At 59.9% G+C, this 18,203-nt stretch carries 12 protein-coding genes, 1 tRNA gene and 1 pseudogene; 6 read left to right on the top strand and 8 right to left on the bottom strand.

Annotated elements, in window-relative coordinates:
• Nucleotides 1-38: 38 nt before the first annotated feature.
• On the bottom strand, nucleotides 39-749 hold the full coding sequence (locus K5E80_RS12320; protein ID WP_220636432.1) for a fumarylacetoacetate hydrolase family protein: 711 nt from the start codon (nucleotides 747-749) through the stop codon (nucleotides 39-41).
• Nucleotides 750-774: 25 nt separating this feature from the next.
• Entirely contained in the window at nucleotides 775-1,812 is a 1,038-nt protein-coding gene (locus K5E80_RS12315) for a cupin domain-containing protein (RefSeq protein ID WP_220636431.1), read from the bottom strand.
• Nucleotides 1,813-1,973: 161 nt separating this feature from the next.
• Here K5E80_RS12315 and K5E80_RS12310 point away from each other — a divergent pair, with 161 nt between their 5' ends.
• From K5E80_RS12310 to K5E80_RS16785, 3 genes and pseudogenes are all read left to right on the top strand, one after another.
• Nucleotides 1,974-2,897 (top strand): LysR family transcriptional regulator, encoded by a 924-nt coding sequence (locus tag K5E80_RS12310; RefSeq protein WP_220636430.1) that lies wholly within the window; start codon nucleotides 1,974-1,976, stop codon nucleotides 2,895-2,897.
• A gap of 567 nt (nucleotides 2,898-3,464) precedes the next feature.
• Nucleotides 3,465-5,240: pseudogene (locus K5E80_RS16790) on the top strand (DNA methyltransferase); the annotation flags it as partial.
• Nucleotides 5,235-6,209: a type IIL restriction-modification enzyme MmeI gene (locus K5E80_RS16785; protein WP_343213263.1), complete on the top strand. Its 975-nt coding sequence runs from the start codon at nucleotides 5,235-5,237 to the stop codon at nucleotides 6,207-6,209. The pseudogene K5E80_RS16790 and the gene K5E80_RS16785, both read left to right, overlap by 6 nt.
• 252 nt (nucleotides 6,210-6,461) lie before the next feature.
• On the opposite strand, the gene K5E80_RS12300 is transcribed toward K5E80_RS16785, so the two are convergent.
• The 4 genes from K5E80_RS12300 to folD all read right to left on the bottom strand — a co-directional run bounded on the left by K5E80_RS12300 (nucleotide 6,462) and on the right by folD (nucleotide 9,057).
• Nucleotides 6,462-6,537 (bottom strand) — tRNA-Ala (locus tag K5E80_RS12300).
• A gap of 98 nt (nucleotides 6,538-6,635) precedes the next feature.
• Nucleotides 6,636-7,703: an L-threonylcarbamoyladenylate synthase gene (locus tag K5E80_RS12295; protein ID WP_220636429.1), complete on the bottom strand. Its 1,068-nt coding sequence runs from the start codon at nucleotides 7,701-7,703 to the stop codon at nucleotides 6,636-6,638.
• An 11-nt stretch (nucleotides 7,704-7,714) separates the two neighbouring features.
• Nucleotides 7,715-8,209: a 5-(carboxyamino)imidazole ribonucleotide mutase gene (gene purE, locus K5E80_RS12290; protein ID WP_220636428.1), complete on the bottom strand. Its 495-nt coding sequence runs from the start codon at nucleotides 8,207-8,209 to the stop codon at nucleotides 7,715-7,717.
• Nucleotides 8,206-9,057 (bottom strand): bifunctional methylenetetrahydrofolate dehydrogenase/methenyltetrahydrofolate cyclohydrolase FolD, encoded by an 852-nt coding sequence (folD, locus tag K5E80_RS12285; RefSeq protein WP_220636427.1) that lies wholly within the window; start codon nucleotides 9,055-9,057, stop codon nucleotides 8,206-8,208. The genes purE and folD overlap by 4 nt, the downstream gene beginning before the upstream one ends.
• Before the next feature lie 162 nt (nucleotides 9,058-9,219).
• On the opposite strand from folD, the gene aceE reads away from it, so the two are divergent.
• Genes aceE through lpdA form a run of 3 tightly spaced genes read left to right on the top strand, consistent with a single transcriptional unit; the run spans nucleotide 9,220 to nucleotide 15,054 of the window.
• Nucleotides 9,220-11,910: a pyruvate dehydrogenase (acetyl-transferring), homodimeric type gene (aceE, locus tag K5E80_RS12280; RefSeq protein WP_220636426.1), complete on the top strand. Its 2,691-nt coding sequence runs from the start codon at nucleotides 9,220-9,222 to the stop codon at nucleotides 11,908-11,910.
• 1 nt (nucleotide 11,911) lies between these two features.
• Nucleotides 11,912-13,306, top strand: a complete 1,395-nt coding sequence (locus K5E80_RS12275; RefSeq protein WP_220636425.1) for a dihydrolipoyllysine-residue acetyltransferase — start codon at nucleotides 11,912-11,914, stop codon at nucleotides 13,304-13,306.
• On the top strand, nucleotides 13,303-15,054 hold the full coding sequence (lpdA, locus tag K5E80_RS12270; RefSeq protein ID WP_220636424.1) for a dihydrolipoyl dehydrogenase: 1,752 nt from the start codon (nucleotides 13,303-13,305) through the stop codon (nucleotides 15,052-15,054). Before K5E80_RS12275 ends, lpdA begins: the two co-directional genes overlap by 4 nt.
• Before the next feature lie 83 nt (nucleotides 15,055-15,137).
• On the opposite strand, the gene K5E80_RS12265 is transcribed toward lpdA, so the two are convergent.
• Together K5E80_RS12265 and K5E80_RS12260 are read right to left on the bottom strand one after the other, a co-directional pair.
• On the bottom strand, nucleotides 15,138-17,084 hold the full coding sequence (locus K5E80_RS12265; RefSeq protein WP_220636423.1) for a diguanylate cyclase domain-containing protein: 1,947 nt from the start codon (nucleotides 17,082-17,084) through the stop codon (nucleotides 15,138-15,140).
• Nucleotides 17,081-18,076, bottom strand: a complete 996-nt coding sequence (locus K5E80_RS12260) for an ABC transporter substrate-binding protein (protein ID WP_220636422.1) — start codon at nucleotides 18,074-18,076, stop codon at nucleotides 17,081-17,083. The genes K5E80_RS12265 and K5E80_RS12260 overlap by 4 nt, the downstream gene beginning before the upstream one ends.
• Nucleotides 18,077-18,203 lie beyond the last annotated feature (127 nt).

Below are 18,203 nucleotides of genomic sequence, written 5' to 3'. Positions count from 1 at the left end.
AATTTGTCGTGGCCACTTCCATGACTGGTCCATGAAAATCACTCGGGCTGGCCGATGTTCAATGACACGTCTCCGACACCCTCGATATAGCCGATGATCCTGTCGCCGGATTTGACCGCGCCTACACCTTCTGGCGTACCGCTATAGATCAGATCGCCGGGTTGCAGGTGGTAAAACTTCGAGAGATCGGCAATCAGTTCGGGGATACTCCAAATCAGCTGCGAGAGATCAGCGGACTGGCGTTGCCGTCCATTGACTGCGAGTGTGATCGCGCCGGTGCCAAGCACCCCGGGTTTACCGATCGGGACAATCTCGGAGCACACAGCCGACAGTTCGAAATCCTTGCCGAGATCCCAGGGCCGGCCCTGTTCACGGGCAACCTGTTGCAGGTCGCGACGAGTCATGTCCAGGCCGGCGGCATAACCATAGATCAGGCCAGCGGCATCGGCTTCGGCAACGCGGAACCCGGCTGCGCCAATCGCCACGACGAGTTCCATCTCATATTGATAGTTGCTGGTACCGCAGGGATAGGGTACGGTGGCGCCAGATTCGACCAGGGTTGAAGCTGATTTGGTGAAGTAAAAGGGCCGGGCATTGGTCTTGTCCACCGGCACACCCATTTCGACAGCGTGGGAGTGGTAGTTTCGGCCAACGCAGAATATTCGTGACACAGGATAGCGAGCGTCGTTGCCGCGCACTGCCAGCGAATAGACGGGTGGCGGATTCCACAGGTAGTTGGGCAGATTCATCGTTGTTAAGTCTCCGAATGGTGTATCAATTGCGCACTTCGTAGATACCGAGTTTCTTGTGCAAGGGCGACTCGTCAGCAAGAAAGGCGTAGGCGGGTTGATCAGCAGAGCGGTTCTTCAGCGTCACTGGCAAGTAACCGGGGGCACAACAGGTGTCGGCTTCAGCCAGCACGAAGCGATGGTCCCCGATGACGACCTCGCTGCAACCTTCGATCTGATGCATGACCATAGCCGGCGAGCGGGCGGGGAGTGTTAGCGTTTCGCCGGGGCGCAGCATCAGTGCCGAGAATCCGAGAATGTTCTGGCAGTCGGCGCCAGTCTCCGGGTTGACATAGGCGACCTGAACCGCGTCGATTTTGGGCTGGCTGTCGGCGAGTGCTTGCAGCGCCGCACGGACTTCGGCCCAGGGATAGCGCATCATTGGGCAGGGGCTGTTGGTGCGAGCGAAAACCGGCGAAGGGACAACGCCACCCCGCAGATAGGCACGCTCGCTGGCTTCGTGGGTGACCAACTGCGCCTTGCCTTCGGTGATGTAGGAGGTTTCCAGGTAATAAACCAGCGGTAGGTCCAACACGTCGAGCCAGACCACCGGCTCCTCGCCATCATGGCCGTGTTCGTGCCAAAAGCCGGTCGGCGTCAGGATTAGGTCGCCGCGGTTCATCAGACACTTTTGGCCATCGACCGTAGTGTAAGCACCTTCTCCCTCGACGATCATCCGAACCGCGTTGGGCGTGTGGCGATGAGCCGGGGCCCATTCGCCGGGCAACAGCAACTGCATGCCGAGGTAGATAGAGGAGCTGGCTTGCATCTTCTCCAAGCCGTGACCAGGGTTCGCCAGCACCAGGACGCGTCGCTCGGCCTTTTCGATTGGGGTCAGTTCGCCGGCCTGCATCAACAGGGGGCGCAGTTCGGCGTAAGACCAGCAGATCGGTTGCGTACGGCGCGCCGGTTTGCCGGGGGGCAGCACGGCGCGGAGACTGGGCCACAGGGGAACCAGATTCTGCGCGGTCAGAGCTGCGCGGTAGCTTTCCGGCAGGTCCTCAAGCCGACCAAGTTCTTGCATTTGACCCTCCATTGCATGCCCCAATGCCTATTGTCGAAAATTGGGTTTCGATTAGGCGATCAGTAGTTTCATATCATGTTGGAACTGTATCGATGCGATATCATTCCGTCTATGCAATAAATTAAATATAAAGTATTCGAAATTCGAATAGACAGGTGGCCATGATGACTCCCGACATTCGTCAACTGAGCATCTTTGACGAGATCTACAAGACCCGCAGTGTCAGCCGCACCGCCGACTCACTCGGTCTCGGTCAGCCGGCAGTGAGCATTGCGCTGTCCAAACTGCGCCAGCATTTCGGTGATCCGCTGTTTGTCCGCACCAGCACTGGAATGGACCCGACGCCGCTCGGCGAGGAACTCGTGCAGCCGATTCGCGCTGCGCTCGCTGCGCTCGACACAGCGCTAGGGCATCGCAGTACCTTTGCGCCGGCAGAGTCGGAGCGCTGCTTTCGCATTTGCATGGCCGACATCAGCCAGCTCGTTTTGTTGCCGAAGCTATGGAGCCGGCTACGTGCTACGGCGCCCAACGTACGAATCGAGGTTGTCCCGCTGAAAGATGCCAATACGAGTGCGCAGTTGCTGGAGACTGGTACGGCCGACCTGGCGATCGGCTTCATGCCACATCTGGAGGCGGGTTTCTATCAGCAGGTGCTGTTTCGTCAACATTACGTCGTGCTGGCCAGTGCCGATCATCCGCGCATCCGCAACGGCCTCAGCCGCAAGCGGTTCGAGAGCGAGGATCACGTGGTTTTCACCACTGCCGGCACCGGCCACCAGATGATCGACCAGGAACTTGCCAAGCAAGGCATCCACCGGCGAATCGCGCTGACCATTCCGAATTTCGTCGGTGCCGCCTTCGTCATTGAGCATACTGACCTGTTGATGATCATCCCACGGCGCCTTGCAGAACTTCTGCGCGGACGAGGCGAATTCAGCATCTTCCCATTGCCATTCCAGATGCCCGATTATGCGGTCAAGCAACACTGGCATGAGCGGTATCACCACGATCCTGGCAACCGTTGGTTACGAGGGCTGATATTGGAACTGGTATCGGCAGCAGTCGGAGTGCCCCCACTAAAATGAGCAGTTTGTGAGTTGAGGCGTTAGGGCCACAATGACAATTAATTGGTAGCACGATTGCGTAATGGCTGACTGTCTGCCTCTTAACGGAACTTTTGTTTCCTTAGATGTCTGCAAATTGCCGGGAACAGCAGTTCGCTAATGTCCGGTATCGAGCAAGCAAGATAATCGGTGCGGAGTTCCATCGAACGGCTGTGGCTGAATCCAGCATGGTTACCTGGTGAAGAAGAGGAGGTTGTGTCGGTTTTGCCTTTGGGCGATTCCGACGTCCTGCGCGATGGCGTCCGTACCGACCAACTGCCGACCTTCGCGCTCCGAACAAAGCCGCCATCCGAATGACCGGTGTACTTCGGAACCTGACAGAAGGTCAATTAAAACTCGTCGGCCATTGCTGCCGGTGGCGTCGGGTCACTTTAATGGCCGGTGTCGTGGCGGTCGCCGCCATTGCCAGCGCCCTTTGTTGGAATGTGGTCACTACTCGGCCTTCTGGCATCGAGAACAACAAATGGAAATATACTTGATGAGCCGTGGCCGCGAGGCTACCCACCTTTCGGCTGCTACAATCGCTAAATGCCGCTATCGTGGAACGAGATAAGAGACCGCGCGCTTGCCTTCTCTAAAGAATGGGCGGACGAGTCGTCAGAGGACGCCGAGGCTAAGTCATTTTGGGATGCATTCTTCAATGTCTTCGGCATTACCCGTCGCCGCGTCGCCTCGTTCGAGACGCCGGTCAAAAAAGGTGACGGCAAAGGCGGCTTCATCGATCTGCTTTGGCGCGGCACTCTGCTTGTGGAGCACAAGTCTCGCGGCAAGGACCTCGACCGCGCGGAACACCAGGCGTTTGAGTATTTCTCCGGGCTCAAGGAACGCGACTTGCCACGGTTCGTCGTCGTCTCTGATTTCGCCCGAATGCGGCTCTACGACCTCGAAGAGGACAAAGAGCACGAGTTCCCGCTAAAAGACCTTCATAAGCAGATCCGCCGCTTCGGTTTCATCGCAGGCTATCAGACACGCAGCTTCGGCCAAGAGGATCCAGTCAACGTGCAAGCCGCCGAGAAGCTCGGCAAGCTGCACGACCAACTAAAGGCGTCGGGCTACGAGGGGCATGCCCTTGAAGTCTTCCTTGTCCGTTTGCTCTTCTGTGTATTCGCGGAAGACACCGCGATCTTCGAGCAACGCCAATTCACCGATTGGATAGAGCAGCGGACGGCGGACGACGGCAGCGACCTCGGCCCGCTTCTCGCCCAGCTTTTCCAAGTGCTCGACACGCCGCATGAGAAGCGACACAAGAACCTCGATGAATCTCTGGCCGCGTTCAAGTATGTCAATGGCAAGCTCTTCGCTGAGCAACTGCCGCTGACGAGCTTCGATTCTGCGATGCGCAACACCTTGCTCGAATGTGGAGCCCTGAATTGGAGCCGCATTTCTCCGGCCATATTCGGCTCACTCTTCCAGTCCATTATGGACGAGGAGGCCCGGCGCGAGCTCGGCGCGCACTACACGAACGAGACGAACATCCTCAAGGCCCTGCGGCCCTTGTTCCTCGACGCTCTCCATGAGGAGTTCGAGCGCATCCGCTACAACCCGAAGGCGCTGCCAGCTTTCCATAAGAAGCTGGCGACTACGCGCATCTTCGATCCCGCCTGCGGATGCGGAAACTTCCTTGTGATCGCCTACCGTGAGCTGCGCCTGCTTGAACTTGAATTGCTGCGGACGATAGAGCATCTGCGGCAAACGCAGCATTTGGACTTCGACCTGTCCAGCCTCGTCCAGGTGGACGTTGACCAGCTCTATGGGATAGAGATAGAGGAATTCCCCTCGCAGATTGCCCAAGTTGCCCTTTGGCTTACCGACCACCAGATGAACTTGCGCGTATCCGAGACGTTCGGCAATTACTTTGCTCGCTTACCGCTGAAGAAGGCGCCGAACATCCTCAACAAGAACGCCCTGTCCCTCGACTGGATGAATGTCATCGCCCCGGCTGATTGCTCCTACATAGTCGGCAATCCGCCGTTCGCTGGGAAGCAATAGCAAACCTCGCAACAAAAGGCGGAAGTTGCGCGCGTGTTCGCAGGCGTCAAGGGCAATGGCGTGCTCGACTACGTCTCCTGCTGGCACCGCAAAGCAATCAGCCACATGACCGCGAACCCCGCGATCAGGACGGCGTTTGTGTCCACCAACTCGATCACACAAGGCGAGCAAGTAGGCGTTCTTTGGAGCGAGCTTTACAGGCTCGGCGCCAAGATACATTTCGCGCACCGGACCTTCCAGTGGTCCTCGGAAGCCCGCGGCAAGGCGGCAGTCCATTGCGTCATCATCGGCTTCGCCCTCCATGACGGGGTGGCGAAGACTCTTTTCGATTACGAGACCCTGCAGGGAGAGCCCCACGCGCTCAAAGTCAGCAATATCAACCCATATCTCGTAGAAGGCGACGACAACTTCCTCACGAAGCGCCGCAGCCACTTTAAACCTAGCGTCCCTGCGATCGCTTTTGGCAGCATGCCGAACGATGGGGGGCATCTTCTGCTCGACCCCGAGCAGAAGAAGTCCCTGGTGGCTGAAGAGCGGAAGGCAGAACCATGGCTGCGCCTCATCCTTGGCAGCGAAGAGTTCATCAACGGAATTGAGCGCTGGTGTCTTTGGCTCAATGGAATATCGCCAGCTGAGTTGCGATCCCTTCCCCTTGTCAAAGGCCGTTTAGAGAAGGTCAGGGAGCATCGGGCGGCGAGCCCTAGAGAGGCGACTCAGGCCCTAGCTGCCACGCCGACCTTGTTTGGTGAGATCCGCCAGCCATCGGGAACCTATCTAGCGATTCCCAAGACATCCTCGGAGCGCCGCGCCTATATCCCGATAGGATTTCTGCCGCAGGCCATCATCGCGAATACGGAACTGTTCACGATCGCGGATGCCGGGTTGTTTCACTTCGGCGTTTTGACTTCCCTGATGCATATGGCTTGGGTTCGGGCTGTCTGCGGGCGCCTCAAGAGCGACTACCGTTACTCCGCCGGTATTGTTTACAACAACTTTCCGTGGCCGGAGCCGGACGAGAAGCAAACCGTGGCTGTGGAGAAAGCCGCCCAAGAGGTTCTCAATGCGAGGTCAAGATATCCAGCGTCGACTTTCGCCGATCTATACGACCCCTTGGCGATGCCTCCGGACCTCAGCGCCGCCCATCGATCGCTCGACAAAGCGGTGGACGCAGCCTATGGGAAGAAATCATTCGCAAGCGAAGCAGAACGCGTCGCTTTCTTGTTTAAGCGATACGAGTCGTTGACTTCGCTTTTGTCTGCCGCGGCGAAGAAAAAGAAGAAATAGCGCCTACGGCTGCTGATTGAATCGTTGCTGCCGTTGGCAATAACATATCCCAATGACCGTAGCGGCCGAGTTCCGGACTTATTGCTTGCCAGCGACTCGGCACACTTAGAGTTACTCATTTCGAGCTTGAAAAAGAAAGGGCCGGAAATGTTCCGGCCCTTTGGTTCTATTGCATTCCTACTTATTAGCTACAAGACCCGCTTGGTCATGACCTTTTTTTCTATGTAGTAAGCGGAAACCCGCATGGTTACTTGGTGGAGAAGAGGAGGATCGAACTCCCGACCTTCGCATTGCGAACGCGACGCTCTCCCAGCTGAGCTACTTCCCCGAAAAGAGGCGCGCAGTATAGCAAAACGACCACGGGGTCGCCGCCCGAACTTTTGTCCCCTTCGGCTTTGCTCAGGACAGGCTCGGGGCAAATGACGTTTATTGACCACTCGACCCGAACGCTGCTCGTCCCAGCCGGTCATTGACCGCGGTCCATTCCGACCCCTGCGGTGGCGCTTCGACGAGGATGAGATCGACGCCCGCCTGATCGAGCGTACGCAGATTAAGGTAGAGGTCGTGCGCGTACTGGCCGGCCGCGCTGGATGCTTGCCGCCACAGCAGACGCTCATGCGCGGCGAATGGGTGCACGGAGAGCACGGCGATGCGCCGGCCGGCATGCATACAGCGTTCGACTTCGGCTGCCAGCGTGGCGGCGGGTACAAGACGCATAGGGGTGGCAGGGGCGTAGTGCGCGGCGAGTGAACCGGGGGCACGGGGGGCTGAAGTCGCTGGATTCCCGCCTGCGCGGGAATGACGGTTTTGTTCAGGACGAACGGTTATCCCCTCTCCCGCCGCTTCATGGCACCCTCTCCCGCCAGGTGCGAGGGGAAAACTTCGATGCAGCGCCTGCGCGATCTGTTCCGCGCTGATGATGCCGGGGCGCAGGATGACGGGTTCGTCGCGCGAGAGATCGACGATGGTCGATTCGATGCCGACCGTGCACGGCCCGCCGTCGAGCACCAGCGCCACCGCAGCGCCGAGTTCATCGCGCACATGCTGCGCGCTGGTGGGACTGATGCGGCCGAAGCGATTGGCCGAGGGTGCGGCCAATCCGCTGCCGCCCGCGCCGTTGAACATCGTGAGCAGTTGCAAGGCGAGCGGATGGTTGGGGATGCGCAAACCCACGGTATCCTGGCCGCCGGTAACGAGATCGGGTACGTTGGGCTGGCGCTTGAGAATCAGGGTCAGCGGGCCGGGCCAGAAGGCCTTGGCCAATAGATGCGCCGCGTCCGGGATTTCGCGCGCCCATTGGCCGAGATGCGAGATATCGGCGATATGCACGATGAGCGGGTGGTCGGCGGGGCGGCCCTTCGCGGCAAAAATTTTCGCCAGCGCCACGGGGTTACCGGCATCGGCGCCGAGGCCGTACACCGTCTCGGTCGGGAAGGCGACGAGTTCGCCGGCGCGCAGCAGTTCCACCGCGCGCAGCAATTCAGTCTCGCGCATGGCGGTCGCGATCAGGGCAGGTCGGTCAGTTTTTTCGCCAGCACTTTCTCGGTCTGCGCGCGGCGGAATTTATCCAGCTTTGCTGCGAGTTTGGCATCGCCCAGCGCCAGCATGGCGACGGCGAACAACGCGGCATTGATGGCGCCGGCTTCGCCGATGGCGAAAGTGGCGACGGGAATGCCGGCGGGCATCTGCACCATGGCCAGCAGGGAATCGAGGCCCTGCAAATGCTTGGAGGGCATCGGCACTGCCAGCACCGGCAGTTGGGTTTTCGCGGCCAGCACGCCGGCCAGATGCGCGGCGCCGCCGGCGGCGCCGATCAGCACCTTGAGGCCGCGTTCGGCGGCACCGCTGGCGTAGTCGAGTGCCTCGTCCGGCGTGCGGTGCGCCGAGAGCACCTTGGCTTCGTAAGGAACACCGAACTGCTTGAGGGTCGCGGCGGCGGCACGCAACAGCGGCCAATCGTTATCCGAACCCATGACAATGCCAATGAGGGGGTGGCTCATTTCAGTGTCCTTTCAGCCGATTCGAGGGTATTGGTGAGCAGCATGGTAATGGTCATCGGGCCGACGCCGCCCGGCACCGGCGTGATCAGGCCGGCCACTTCCTTGGCCGATTCGAAATCGACGTCGCCGCAGAGCTTGCCTTCGGGCGTGCGGTTGATGCCGACGTCAATCACGGTGGCGCCGGGCTTGATCATGTCGCCGGTGATCATTCTCGCGCGACCGACCGCGGCGACCAGTATGTCGGCGCGGCGCGTGTGAAAGGCGAGATCCTTCGATTGCGAGTGGCAGACGGTGACGGTGCAGCTCTTGGCCAGCAACAGCATGGCCATCGGCTTGCCGACGATGTTGCTGCGACCGACGATGACGGCTTCGGCGCCTTTCAACACGACTTTCCCGCGCTCGAGCATTTTTATGACGCCGTAGGGGGTGCAGGGAATGAAGCGCGGATTGCCCTGCATCAGCGCGCCGACGTTCTCGGCATGAAAACCGTCGACATCCTTTTCCGGCGCGATGGCTTCGAGCACGACATCGGCATCAAACTGTTTCGGCAGCGGCAACTGCACCAGGATGCCATGCACGGTGGGATCGGCATTGAGTTCGGCGATGCGCGCCAGCACCACGGCCGGATCGACAGCAGCGGGATAGACATCCTTGATCGAACGCAGGCCGGTCTTTTCGCAACCCGCGACCTTGTTGCGCACATAGACGGCCGAGGCGGGATCTTCGCCGACCAGGATCACCGCCAGACAGGGAGTGATGCCGCGCGCCTTGAGTGCCGCCGCGCGCACTGCCAGTTCCTCACGCAACAGGGCGGAGATGGCATTGCCATCGAGAATTCGTGCGGTCATGATAAGTGAATATTTAAAAAAAATTAACCCATGCGGAAAACCATTCCAGGCACAGGGTTAGTTGCCCAATTATCTCGTTTCGCGGGCTGCTCGTCCAGCATTATCGGCAGACCAAGAATAGGTTAAGCTCGGCCCTGCAATAGCCCACAAGGAGATTTGCGAATGGCCGCATTATTTGACCCCGCGTTGCCGTCTACCGATGGTGACGCGGAAGAAACGCGTGAATGGATCGACGCTCTGGAAGCCGTCATTGAACATGAAGGACCCGAGCGCGCGCATTACCTGATCGAGCAACTGATCCAGACCGGCCACCGTGCCGGCATCAACATCGCCTACTCGGCGACTACCGATTACATCAACACCATCCCCGTTGACCAGCAGGCCACGATGCCGGGCGACTACGAGATCGAGCACAGGATCCGCTCCTATGTGCGCTGGAACGCGTTGGCCATGGTGCTGCGCGCGAACCGCAACCATTCGGGGCTGGGCGGGCATATCGCCAGTTTTGCTTCCGCCGCCACGCTGTTCGATGTCGGCTACAACCATTTCTGGCATGCGCCTTCCGCGAATCACGGCGGCGACTTGGTGTTCTTCCAGGGACACTCGTCGCCCGGCGTTTACTCCCGCGCCTTCATGCTCGGCGGCGTTTCCGAAGAACAGTTGGACAACTTCCGCCGCGAAGTGGATGGCAAGGGTCTCTCGTCTTACCCGCATCCGTGGCTGATGCCGTACTTCTGGCAATTCCCCACCGTGTCAATGGGACTGGGGCCGCTGCAGGCTATCTACCAGGCGCGTTTCATGAAGTACCTGCAGGACCGCGGCCTGACGCAAACGGAAGGCCGCAAGGTGTGGGCCTTCATGGGCGACGGGGAAATGGACGAGCCCGAGTCGTTGGGCGCCATCGGCATGGCCGGGCGCGAGAAACTCGACAATTTGATCTTCGTGGTGAACTGCAATCTGCAACGCCTCGACGGCCCGGTGCGCGGCAACGGCAAGATCATCCAGGAACTCGAATCGGATTTTCGCGGTGCCGGCTGGAACGTCATCAAGGTCATCTGGGGCGGCGACTGGGACTCATTGCTGGCGCAGGACAAGAACGGCCTGCTGCGACAGCTCATGATGGAATGCATCGACGGCGACTACCAGAACTTCAAGGCGCGCGACGGCGCTTATGTGCGCGAGCACTTTTTCGGCAGATACCCGGAGCTGGCAAAAATGGTCGCCAACTGGACCGACCAGGACATCAGGCGGCTTAACCGCGGCGGCCACGATCCGCGCAAGGTGTACGCGGCCTATCACGCTGCGGTGAACCACCGCAGCCAACCCACGGTGATTCTGGCCAAGACCATCAAGGGTTATGGCATGGGTGATTCGGGCGAAGCGCAGAACATCACGCATCAGCAGAAAAAAATGGGGCCCGATGCGTTGCGTGGATTCCGCGATCGCTTCAAGTTGCCGATCAAGGATGAAGATATCGAGAAACTGCCCTATCTGAAGTTTGCCGAAGACTCGCCCGAGTTCCGCTACATGAAGGAACGGCGTGAGGCCCTGGGTGGCATTCTCGCCAGGCGCAAGCGCCGCGTCGATCCGTTGCCGGTGCCGCCGCTCAGCGCCTTCGATACCATGCTCAAGGCCTCGGGCGAGGGCCGCGAATTCTCCAGCACCATGGCCTTCGTCCGCATCCTGCAAGTCATGCTGCGCGACAAGGCCATCGGCAAGCGCGTGGTGCCCATCGTGGCGGATGAATCGCGCACTTTCGGCATGGAGGGAATGTTCCGCCAGATCGGCATCTGGAATCAGGAAGGCCAGAAATATGTGCCGCAGGATGCCGACCTGTTGATGTTCTACAGGGAATCGAAAGACGGCCAGATTTTGCAGGAAGGCATCAACGAACCCGGTGCCATGGCCAGCTGGATCGCCGCCGCCACCGCTTATTCGACCCACGGCGTGCAGATGATTCCGGTCTACATCTTCTATTCGATGTTCGGCATGCAGCGCACCATGGATCTGGTGTGGGCGGCCGGCGACCAGCGTTCGCGCGGCTTCCTCATCGGCGGCACCTCGGGCCGCACCACGCTCAACGGCGAAGGCCTGCAGCACGAGGACGGCCACAGCCACGTGCTGGCCGGCGTGGTTCCCAACTGCATTGCCTACGACCCTACCTTCGCTTACGAGGTCGCGGTCATCGTGCAGGACGGCCTGCGCCGCATGGTGGCGGAACAGGAGGATGTGTTCTATTACATCACGGTGATGAACGAGAACTACGAACATCCGGCGCTGCCGGAGGGCGCGGAAGCGGACATTCTCAAGGGCATGTATTCATTCCGCAAGGGCGTCGCGGCCAAGGGGCCCAAGAGTCCACAGGTGCAACTGCTCGGCAGCGGCAGCATTTTCCGCGAGGCCGTTGCCGCCGCCGACCTGCTGAAACAGGATTGGGGCGTCGCGGCTGATCTCTGGTCCTGCCCCAGCTTCACCGAACTGGCGCGCGATGGCCACGACGTGGAACGCTGGAACCGCCTGCATCCCGACAGCAAACAGCGCGTCGCTCATGTCACTCATTGCCTCGCGTCAACGCAGGGTCCGGTGATTGCCGCCACCGATTATGTGCACCTGTTCGCCGACCAGATTCGCGCTTTTGTGCCGCGCCGCTATGTGGTACTCGGTACCGATGGTTTCGGCCGTTCCGATACGCGCGAAAAGCTGCGCCATTTTTTCGAGGTCGACCGTTACTGGATTACGCTCGCCGCACTAAAGGCACTGGTCGAGGAAGGTGCGCTCAAGTCGCAGGTGGTGAAGGAAGCCATCAAGAAATACGGTCTCAACGCCGAGAAGCCGAATCCGGTGGGAGTCTGACATGGGCGCAACCATCGAAATCAAGGTACCGGACATCGGTGACTTCAAGGATGTCCCCGTCATCGACATTCTGGTCAAAGCGGGAGATACGGTCGCCGCCGAGCAATCGCTGATCACGCTGGAATCGGACAAGGCGACCGTCGATGTGCCAACGCCGTTGGCCGGTACGGTGAAGGAGCTAAAAGTGAACCTCGGCGACAAGCTGTCCGAGGGCAGTCTGGTGTTGCTGCTTGAACCAGGCGAGGGGGCCGCTAAAACTCCTGCACCTCCTGCACCAGCGGAGGTTGCTGCTCCGCAAGCCGTCAAGACGCCGCCGCCAAAGCAACCGGTACCGCAGACCGCGCCGGCGGTTGCCGCCCCAGCGGCAATACCTGCGGCGGCAGCCAGTGGCCCAAGCGGCCTCAAGCCCCATGCCAGCCCATCGGTGCGCGCTTTGGCACGCGAACTCGGCGTCAACCTTGCGCTGCTGACCGGCAACGGGCCCAAGGGGCGTATTACTGCCGACGATGTCAAGGGCTATGTCAAGCGCACGCTAAGTTCGGCTGCTGCGGCCGTGCCCGCAACAGCCGGCGGCGGACTTGACCTGTTGCCATGGCCGAAGATCGACTTCAGCAAGTTTGGCCCGGTCGAGGCGCAGCCGCTGTCGCGCATCCAGAAACTTTCCGGCGCCAATCTCGCGCGCAACTGGGTATTGATTCCCCACGTCACGCAGTTCGATGCCGCTGACATCACCGAACTCGAAGCGTTTCGCATGGAATCGAACAAGCTCACAAGTCAATCGCCGGGCCGCCCCAGGATTGACTTGGCCCCCACGGGGGGCGGCTCAGACCAAAAATCTGAGCCGGGGGCACAGCCAACCGAGGCCGGCGGCGCGAAGCTGACCATGCTCGCCTTCCTGATCAAGGCCAGCGTGCTGATGCTGAAGCAGTTTCCCAATTTCAATGCCTCGCTTGACGGCGACACCCTGGTATTGAAGCGCTATTACCACATCGGCTTCGCCGCCGACACGCCGCAGGGACTGGTGGTGCCGGTGATCCGCGACGCCGACCGGAAGAGCGTGTTCGAGATCGCGGGGGAAGCCGCCGCGCTGGCGAAGAAGGCACGCGACGGCAAACTGAGTGGAGCCGAGATGCAGGGTGGCTGCTTCAGCATATCGAGCCTCGGCGGCATCGGCGGCACCAGCTTCACGCCTATCATCAACGCGCCCGAAGTGGCGATTCTCGGTGTCTCGAAAAGCGAAATGCAGCCACGCTGGAATGGCAGGGAGTTCGTGCCGCGCCTGATGCTGCCGCTCTCGCTATCCTATGACCACCGCGTTATTGACGGCGCCGCTGCCGCGCGCTTTTGCAAAAAACTGGCCGCATTGCTGGCCGAAACCGGAAAGCTGCTGGCATGAGCACGACAGAAGTCAAGGTACCCCACATCGGCGATTTCGCCGATGTGCCGGTGATCGAGGTTTTGGTCAAGGTTGGCGACAGGGTCAACGCCGAGGACAGCCTGATCACGCTGGAATCGGACAAGGCAACGCTGGACATTCCGGCGCCCGCGGCCGGCACGATAAAGGAAATCAGGGTCAAGCCCGGCGACAAGGTCAAGGAAGGCAGTTTGATTATGCTGCTCGATACCGAGGCTGCAAGCGCGACAAAAACGGAAGCGCGGCAAGCCGCTCCCGCGGCTGTGCCCGTGACACCGGCTGCCATTCCTTCTGCTGCTGCCAGCTTTGCTGGCAAGGCCGATATTGAGATCGACCTCGTCGTGCTTGGCGCCGGACCTGGCGGTTATTCCGCCGCCTTTCGCGCCGCCGATCTCGGCCTTAAGGTGGTGCTGGTCGAACGTTATCCGACGTTGGGCGGCGTCTGTCTCAATGTCGGTTGCATTCCCTCGAAGGCGCTGCTGCATGTGGCGGCCGTGATGGAAGAAGCCGCGCATTTCGCCGCCCTTGGCGTCGATTTCAACACGCCGAAAGTTGATCTGGACAAGCTGCGCGCACACAAGGACAAGGTCGTTGAGAAATTGACTTCCGGACTTTCCGGCATGGCCAAGGCGCGCAAGGTGCAGGTGCTAGAGGGTGTCGGCAAGTTCGCCGATCCGCATCATCTGGCCGTGGCGACCGATGCCGGCGTCAAGGTGGTGAAGTTCGCGCAAGCCATCATCGCCGCCGGTTCGCAGGCGGTGAAGCTGCCCTTCATCCCGGGCGATCCGCGCATCGTCGATTCCACCGGCGCGCTCGAACTCGCGGCCGTGCCGAAACAGATGCTGGTGATCGGCGGCGGCATCATCGGCCTTGAAATGGCGACGGTGTACTCGACCCTGGGTGCGCGTATTTCGGTGGTGGAAATGCTCGATGGCCTGATGACGGGTGTCGATCGCGACCTGGTCAAGGTCTGGGAAAAGCGCAATGCACCGCGTTTCGACAAGGTCATGCTGAAAACGAAAACAACGAAGGTCGAAGCAAAGACCGGCGGCATCTGGGTAACCTTCGAGGGCGAACAGGCACCCGCCGCGCCGCAATGCTACGACCTGGTGCTGGTCGCCGCCGGGCGCAGCCCGAATGGCAAAAAGCTCGATGCCGATAAAGCTGGCGTCAATGTCGACGCACGCGGCTTCATCGCCGTCGATTCGCAACTGCGCACCAATGTGCCGCACATTTTCGCCATCGGCGATATCGTCGGCCAACCCATGCTGGCGCACAAAGCCGTGCATGAAGGCCATGTCGCGGCCGAAGCAGCAGCCGGACACAAGAGTCACTTCGATGCTGTCGTGATTCCGTCGGTGGCCTACACCGACCCCGAGGTCGCCTGGGTTGGCGTCACTGAAGACCAAGCCAGGGCCGAAGGCCGCAGCATCAGCAAGGGTTTGTTCCCCTGGGCCGCCTCGGGCCGCGCCATCGCCAACGGCGCCGACTACGGCTTCACCAAACTGCTGTTCGATGCCGAGACCAAACGCATTATCGGCGGCGGCATCGTCGGCCCCAGCGCGGGCGACATCATCGGCGAGATCGCGCTGGCGATCGAGATGGGCGCCGATGCCGAAGACATCGGCAAGACCATTCACCCGCACCCGACGCTGGGCGAAACCGTCGGCCTTGCCGCTGAAGTCGCGCACGGCAGCTGCACCGACCTGCCGCCGCCGCGCAGAAAATAGCTTTTCTCAGGGACTGCAATTTGTTGCCCGCACAGGAGCTTGCCTCCTGTGCGGGCAGGCAGGACCTGCCTTTGCCGTCTTGGCTAAATGACGGAAGAAAAGAAGTGGAAACGGTTTCGTCCCAGACGTTTGGCTTCGTACATCGCAAAGTCGGCGCACTTGATCAGGATCGCAACATCCCGCGCATCGTTTGGATGGACAGCAATGCCGATGCTGCCCGAGACAAGAGCCGTCGCTTCGCCGAGCCGGAACGGTTCGGCCAGTTTGAGCAGCAGTTCGCCGGCAACGCGTTCCGCACTGCCGATGTCCTCCAGACTGCCCAGGATGATGACGAATTCATCGCCGCCATAGCGGCCCACCGTGTCTGACTCGCGCACGCAGTTCACCAGGCGCTGGGCGGCTTCCTTGAGCAGATCATCGCCCGCCTGATGACCAAGGGTGTCGTTCACCTCCTTGAAATGATCCAGGTCGATGAAAAGCAGCGCCAAGGGGATGCCTTCTCGGTTCGATACCTTGATCTCGTGCTCCAGGCGGTCGAATACCATGCGCCGGTTGGGTAGCCCGGTCAAGGTGTCGAAGCTGGCCTGTCGCCAGATGAGTTCCTCGGATTTCTTTTTCTCGGTAATGTCACGTGCGATACAGAACAGGGCGGTAACGTTGCCTATTTCATCAAACAAGGGACCCTTGGTGATATGAAGGGTGACCACTTCTCCAGTTGCTGCCGTTATTTTTTGCTCATAAGTCCTGACCTTGCCGGAGGCCATGACGAGTTGATCGGCAGCCATCACCTCCCTGGCTTCTTCATGGGACAACAAAAAAGTGTCATCCTTGCCGATAACCTCGTTGATGCTCTTTCCCGCAAGTTTGGCACCTGCCGAATTGAATAGCGTATAGCGGCCATTTGCGTCCTTGACATATATGACATCGGAAGTCCCCTCGATGACCGAGTGAATCAGGTCTTTGCTTTTCTTGAGCTCCGCGGCCTGACTCTGCACCAGGGCCTTTTCGGTTTTCAGGCGGTGGTTAACCCGCAGCAGGCGTAGCCAGAGCAGCAGGAAAACCCCCGCCGCGGTCAATCCCGCCACAATTAACCAGAAGTATTTTTTCCAGACATCTTGCGGAGTAAAGACCGGCGTTCCGCCAAAGGGCGGCATGCGCAGTTCTTGCAACATGCCCTCCACGGGAGAGTAGTTCGCGGAAACATTGAACCCGTAAATATGCAAATCCCGGGTGAGAGCGGCATTCTCATCAAGACTGAGCAGGAAAGCCGCGACTTTGCGCATCAAATTCCGGTCAGTATGGGCCAGGGCGGCAACGGGCCATTCGGGGTAGAGCCGCGTCGACGTTTGGAAGGGAAAATCTGTACCCCATCTGTTAAGGACAGTAATCCCGGCAAGATCCAGTTTGCCTTTTTTGGCAAGACTTTCGAGTACGCCGGTGCGCACAAAGCCGGCATCCGCCTGGCCCAGGAGGATGGCATCGACCACATTGTCATGGGACAGGTCGGTCAGCGCAAACTGGACATCCTGCGGCATGCGCAAGCCTTTTTGGGCAAGCTCATAGGCCTGGATCTGGTAGCCATCCCAGGATTCGGTGGAGACGATCGCCACGGTCTTGCCGCGCAAATCCTCCAGCTTGCGGATATCGGTCCTGGAGGCGGGGGTAAAGATGACACCGCCAGTTGCGGTAACCGGCTTGTCCTGCTCCCGGCTGATCAATGTGGCGAGCGGTGCGGAGAGGCCATTGCGGTGCTGCATCAGTACATAGTCGCCGGGATTGGTGAGAACGAAATCCACATTCCGCGCCGTGACAGCGGCGCGCATTTGTTCGTGATCGTAGGCATCAATGGCAAATGCATACCCTGGAATGGCCTGGCTGAGCGCCGTTGCCAACGGAGCCCACTGCGCCTGCACCTTCGGCTTGGACTGGTAAGCGAGGATGCCGATCCTGATCTGTTGCTGAGCGCAAGCCAGCCCTGCCATCAGGAGCAGACAGCAGGCGGCAAGCCAGCTTCGAACCATCGCGTTCATGAAGTCTCTGGTTCGGGCAGATATTCCGGCCGCAACAGCCCATCCACATTAGCCTGCCTGTGCAGGAGGCCGGCCTGGCACAGCGTAGCGCAAATTACCTTGACGCTCTTCAACAACTCAGGGGGAGATGCCGCGAGCAAGCGGATATTGTCGTTGAGACCGGGCAGCACCAGTCCCCTGAATGCCGCCATTACCTGTTCGTGCGGCAGCTTCAGATGTTGCGCCATGCGGTAGGACGCGTCATCCGGATCGGTGTTGATATGGCGCAGGGCGCGCAGATGCGTCGCCACCAGATGATGCAGTGCGTCGGCATGGGCGCGGTCCAGCAGCGGGGTTCGCACCTCCAGCACATCGAGAATCAAGTCAGGAGTCCTGCGGCTGTCAAACAACCGGTTCGCTCCCATTGCCAGGATTCTGGTGGCGGCAGGCTCAGAGGTTACCGCCACATCAATGTCGCCGTGTTCCCAAGCGTCCACATGATGGTCACCCGGGAGCGAAACCGGCCGGATATCTCCCATCCCGAGTCCGGCCACTCGCAGCACTTCATAGAGCATCAGCGCCCCCAGTGCCCCGTCCTCGACACCTATCCTGCGCCCCTTGATGCCGGCGAGGGTTTTGATTTCGGGGCGTACCAGCAACATGTCGGCCCCGGCAGAGATATCGCAGACCAGCAGCACCGAAAGCGGAATGCCGTTTTCCCGGGCGCGCAATACCTTGTCCAGCGTTAAATAGGCGCCGTCGATCCTGCCCGCTGCAAGCAGTTTCAGGGAATCGCTGGCAGAGCCGGTTTCAACCAGCCTGACCTGCTTCTCGTCCAGCCAACCCAATGTGCGCGCCAAGGGAAGGGGCTCATAGCCAGGCCAGACATACAGGCCAATCGTAACTGGTTCGACATTAAATTCGCACGACGACAACAGCGGGCCGCAAGCCAGCGTCCCCAGATGGGCTATGAATTTGCGGCGCGGCAACAACGCCTTATTCAGGACATCCATGCCATGATTATAGCCAGATTATAATTAGGGCATATTCAATGCAAATATGGACCGGACTGGGCGGATAAGTAACCCTGATTCATTCTGTAGAATCGCCCCAACGCGCATCGTCGCCAGCGTCACGCCA

This window comes from Georgfuchsia toluolica (genome assembly GCF_907163265.1).
GTDB lineage: Bacteria > Pseudomonadota > Gammaproteobacteria > Burkholderiales > Rhodocyclaceae > Georgfuchsia > Georgfuchsia toluolica.
The sequence above is the reverse complement of the archived record's forward strand: the minus strand, read 5'-3'. Positions and strand labels throughout refer to the sequence as shown.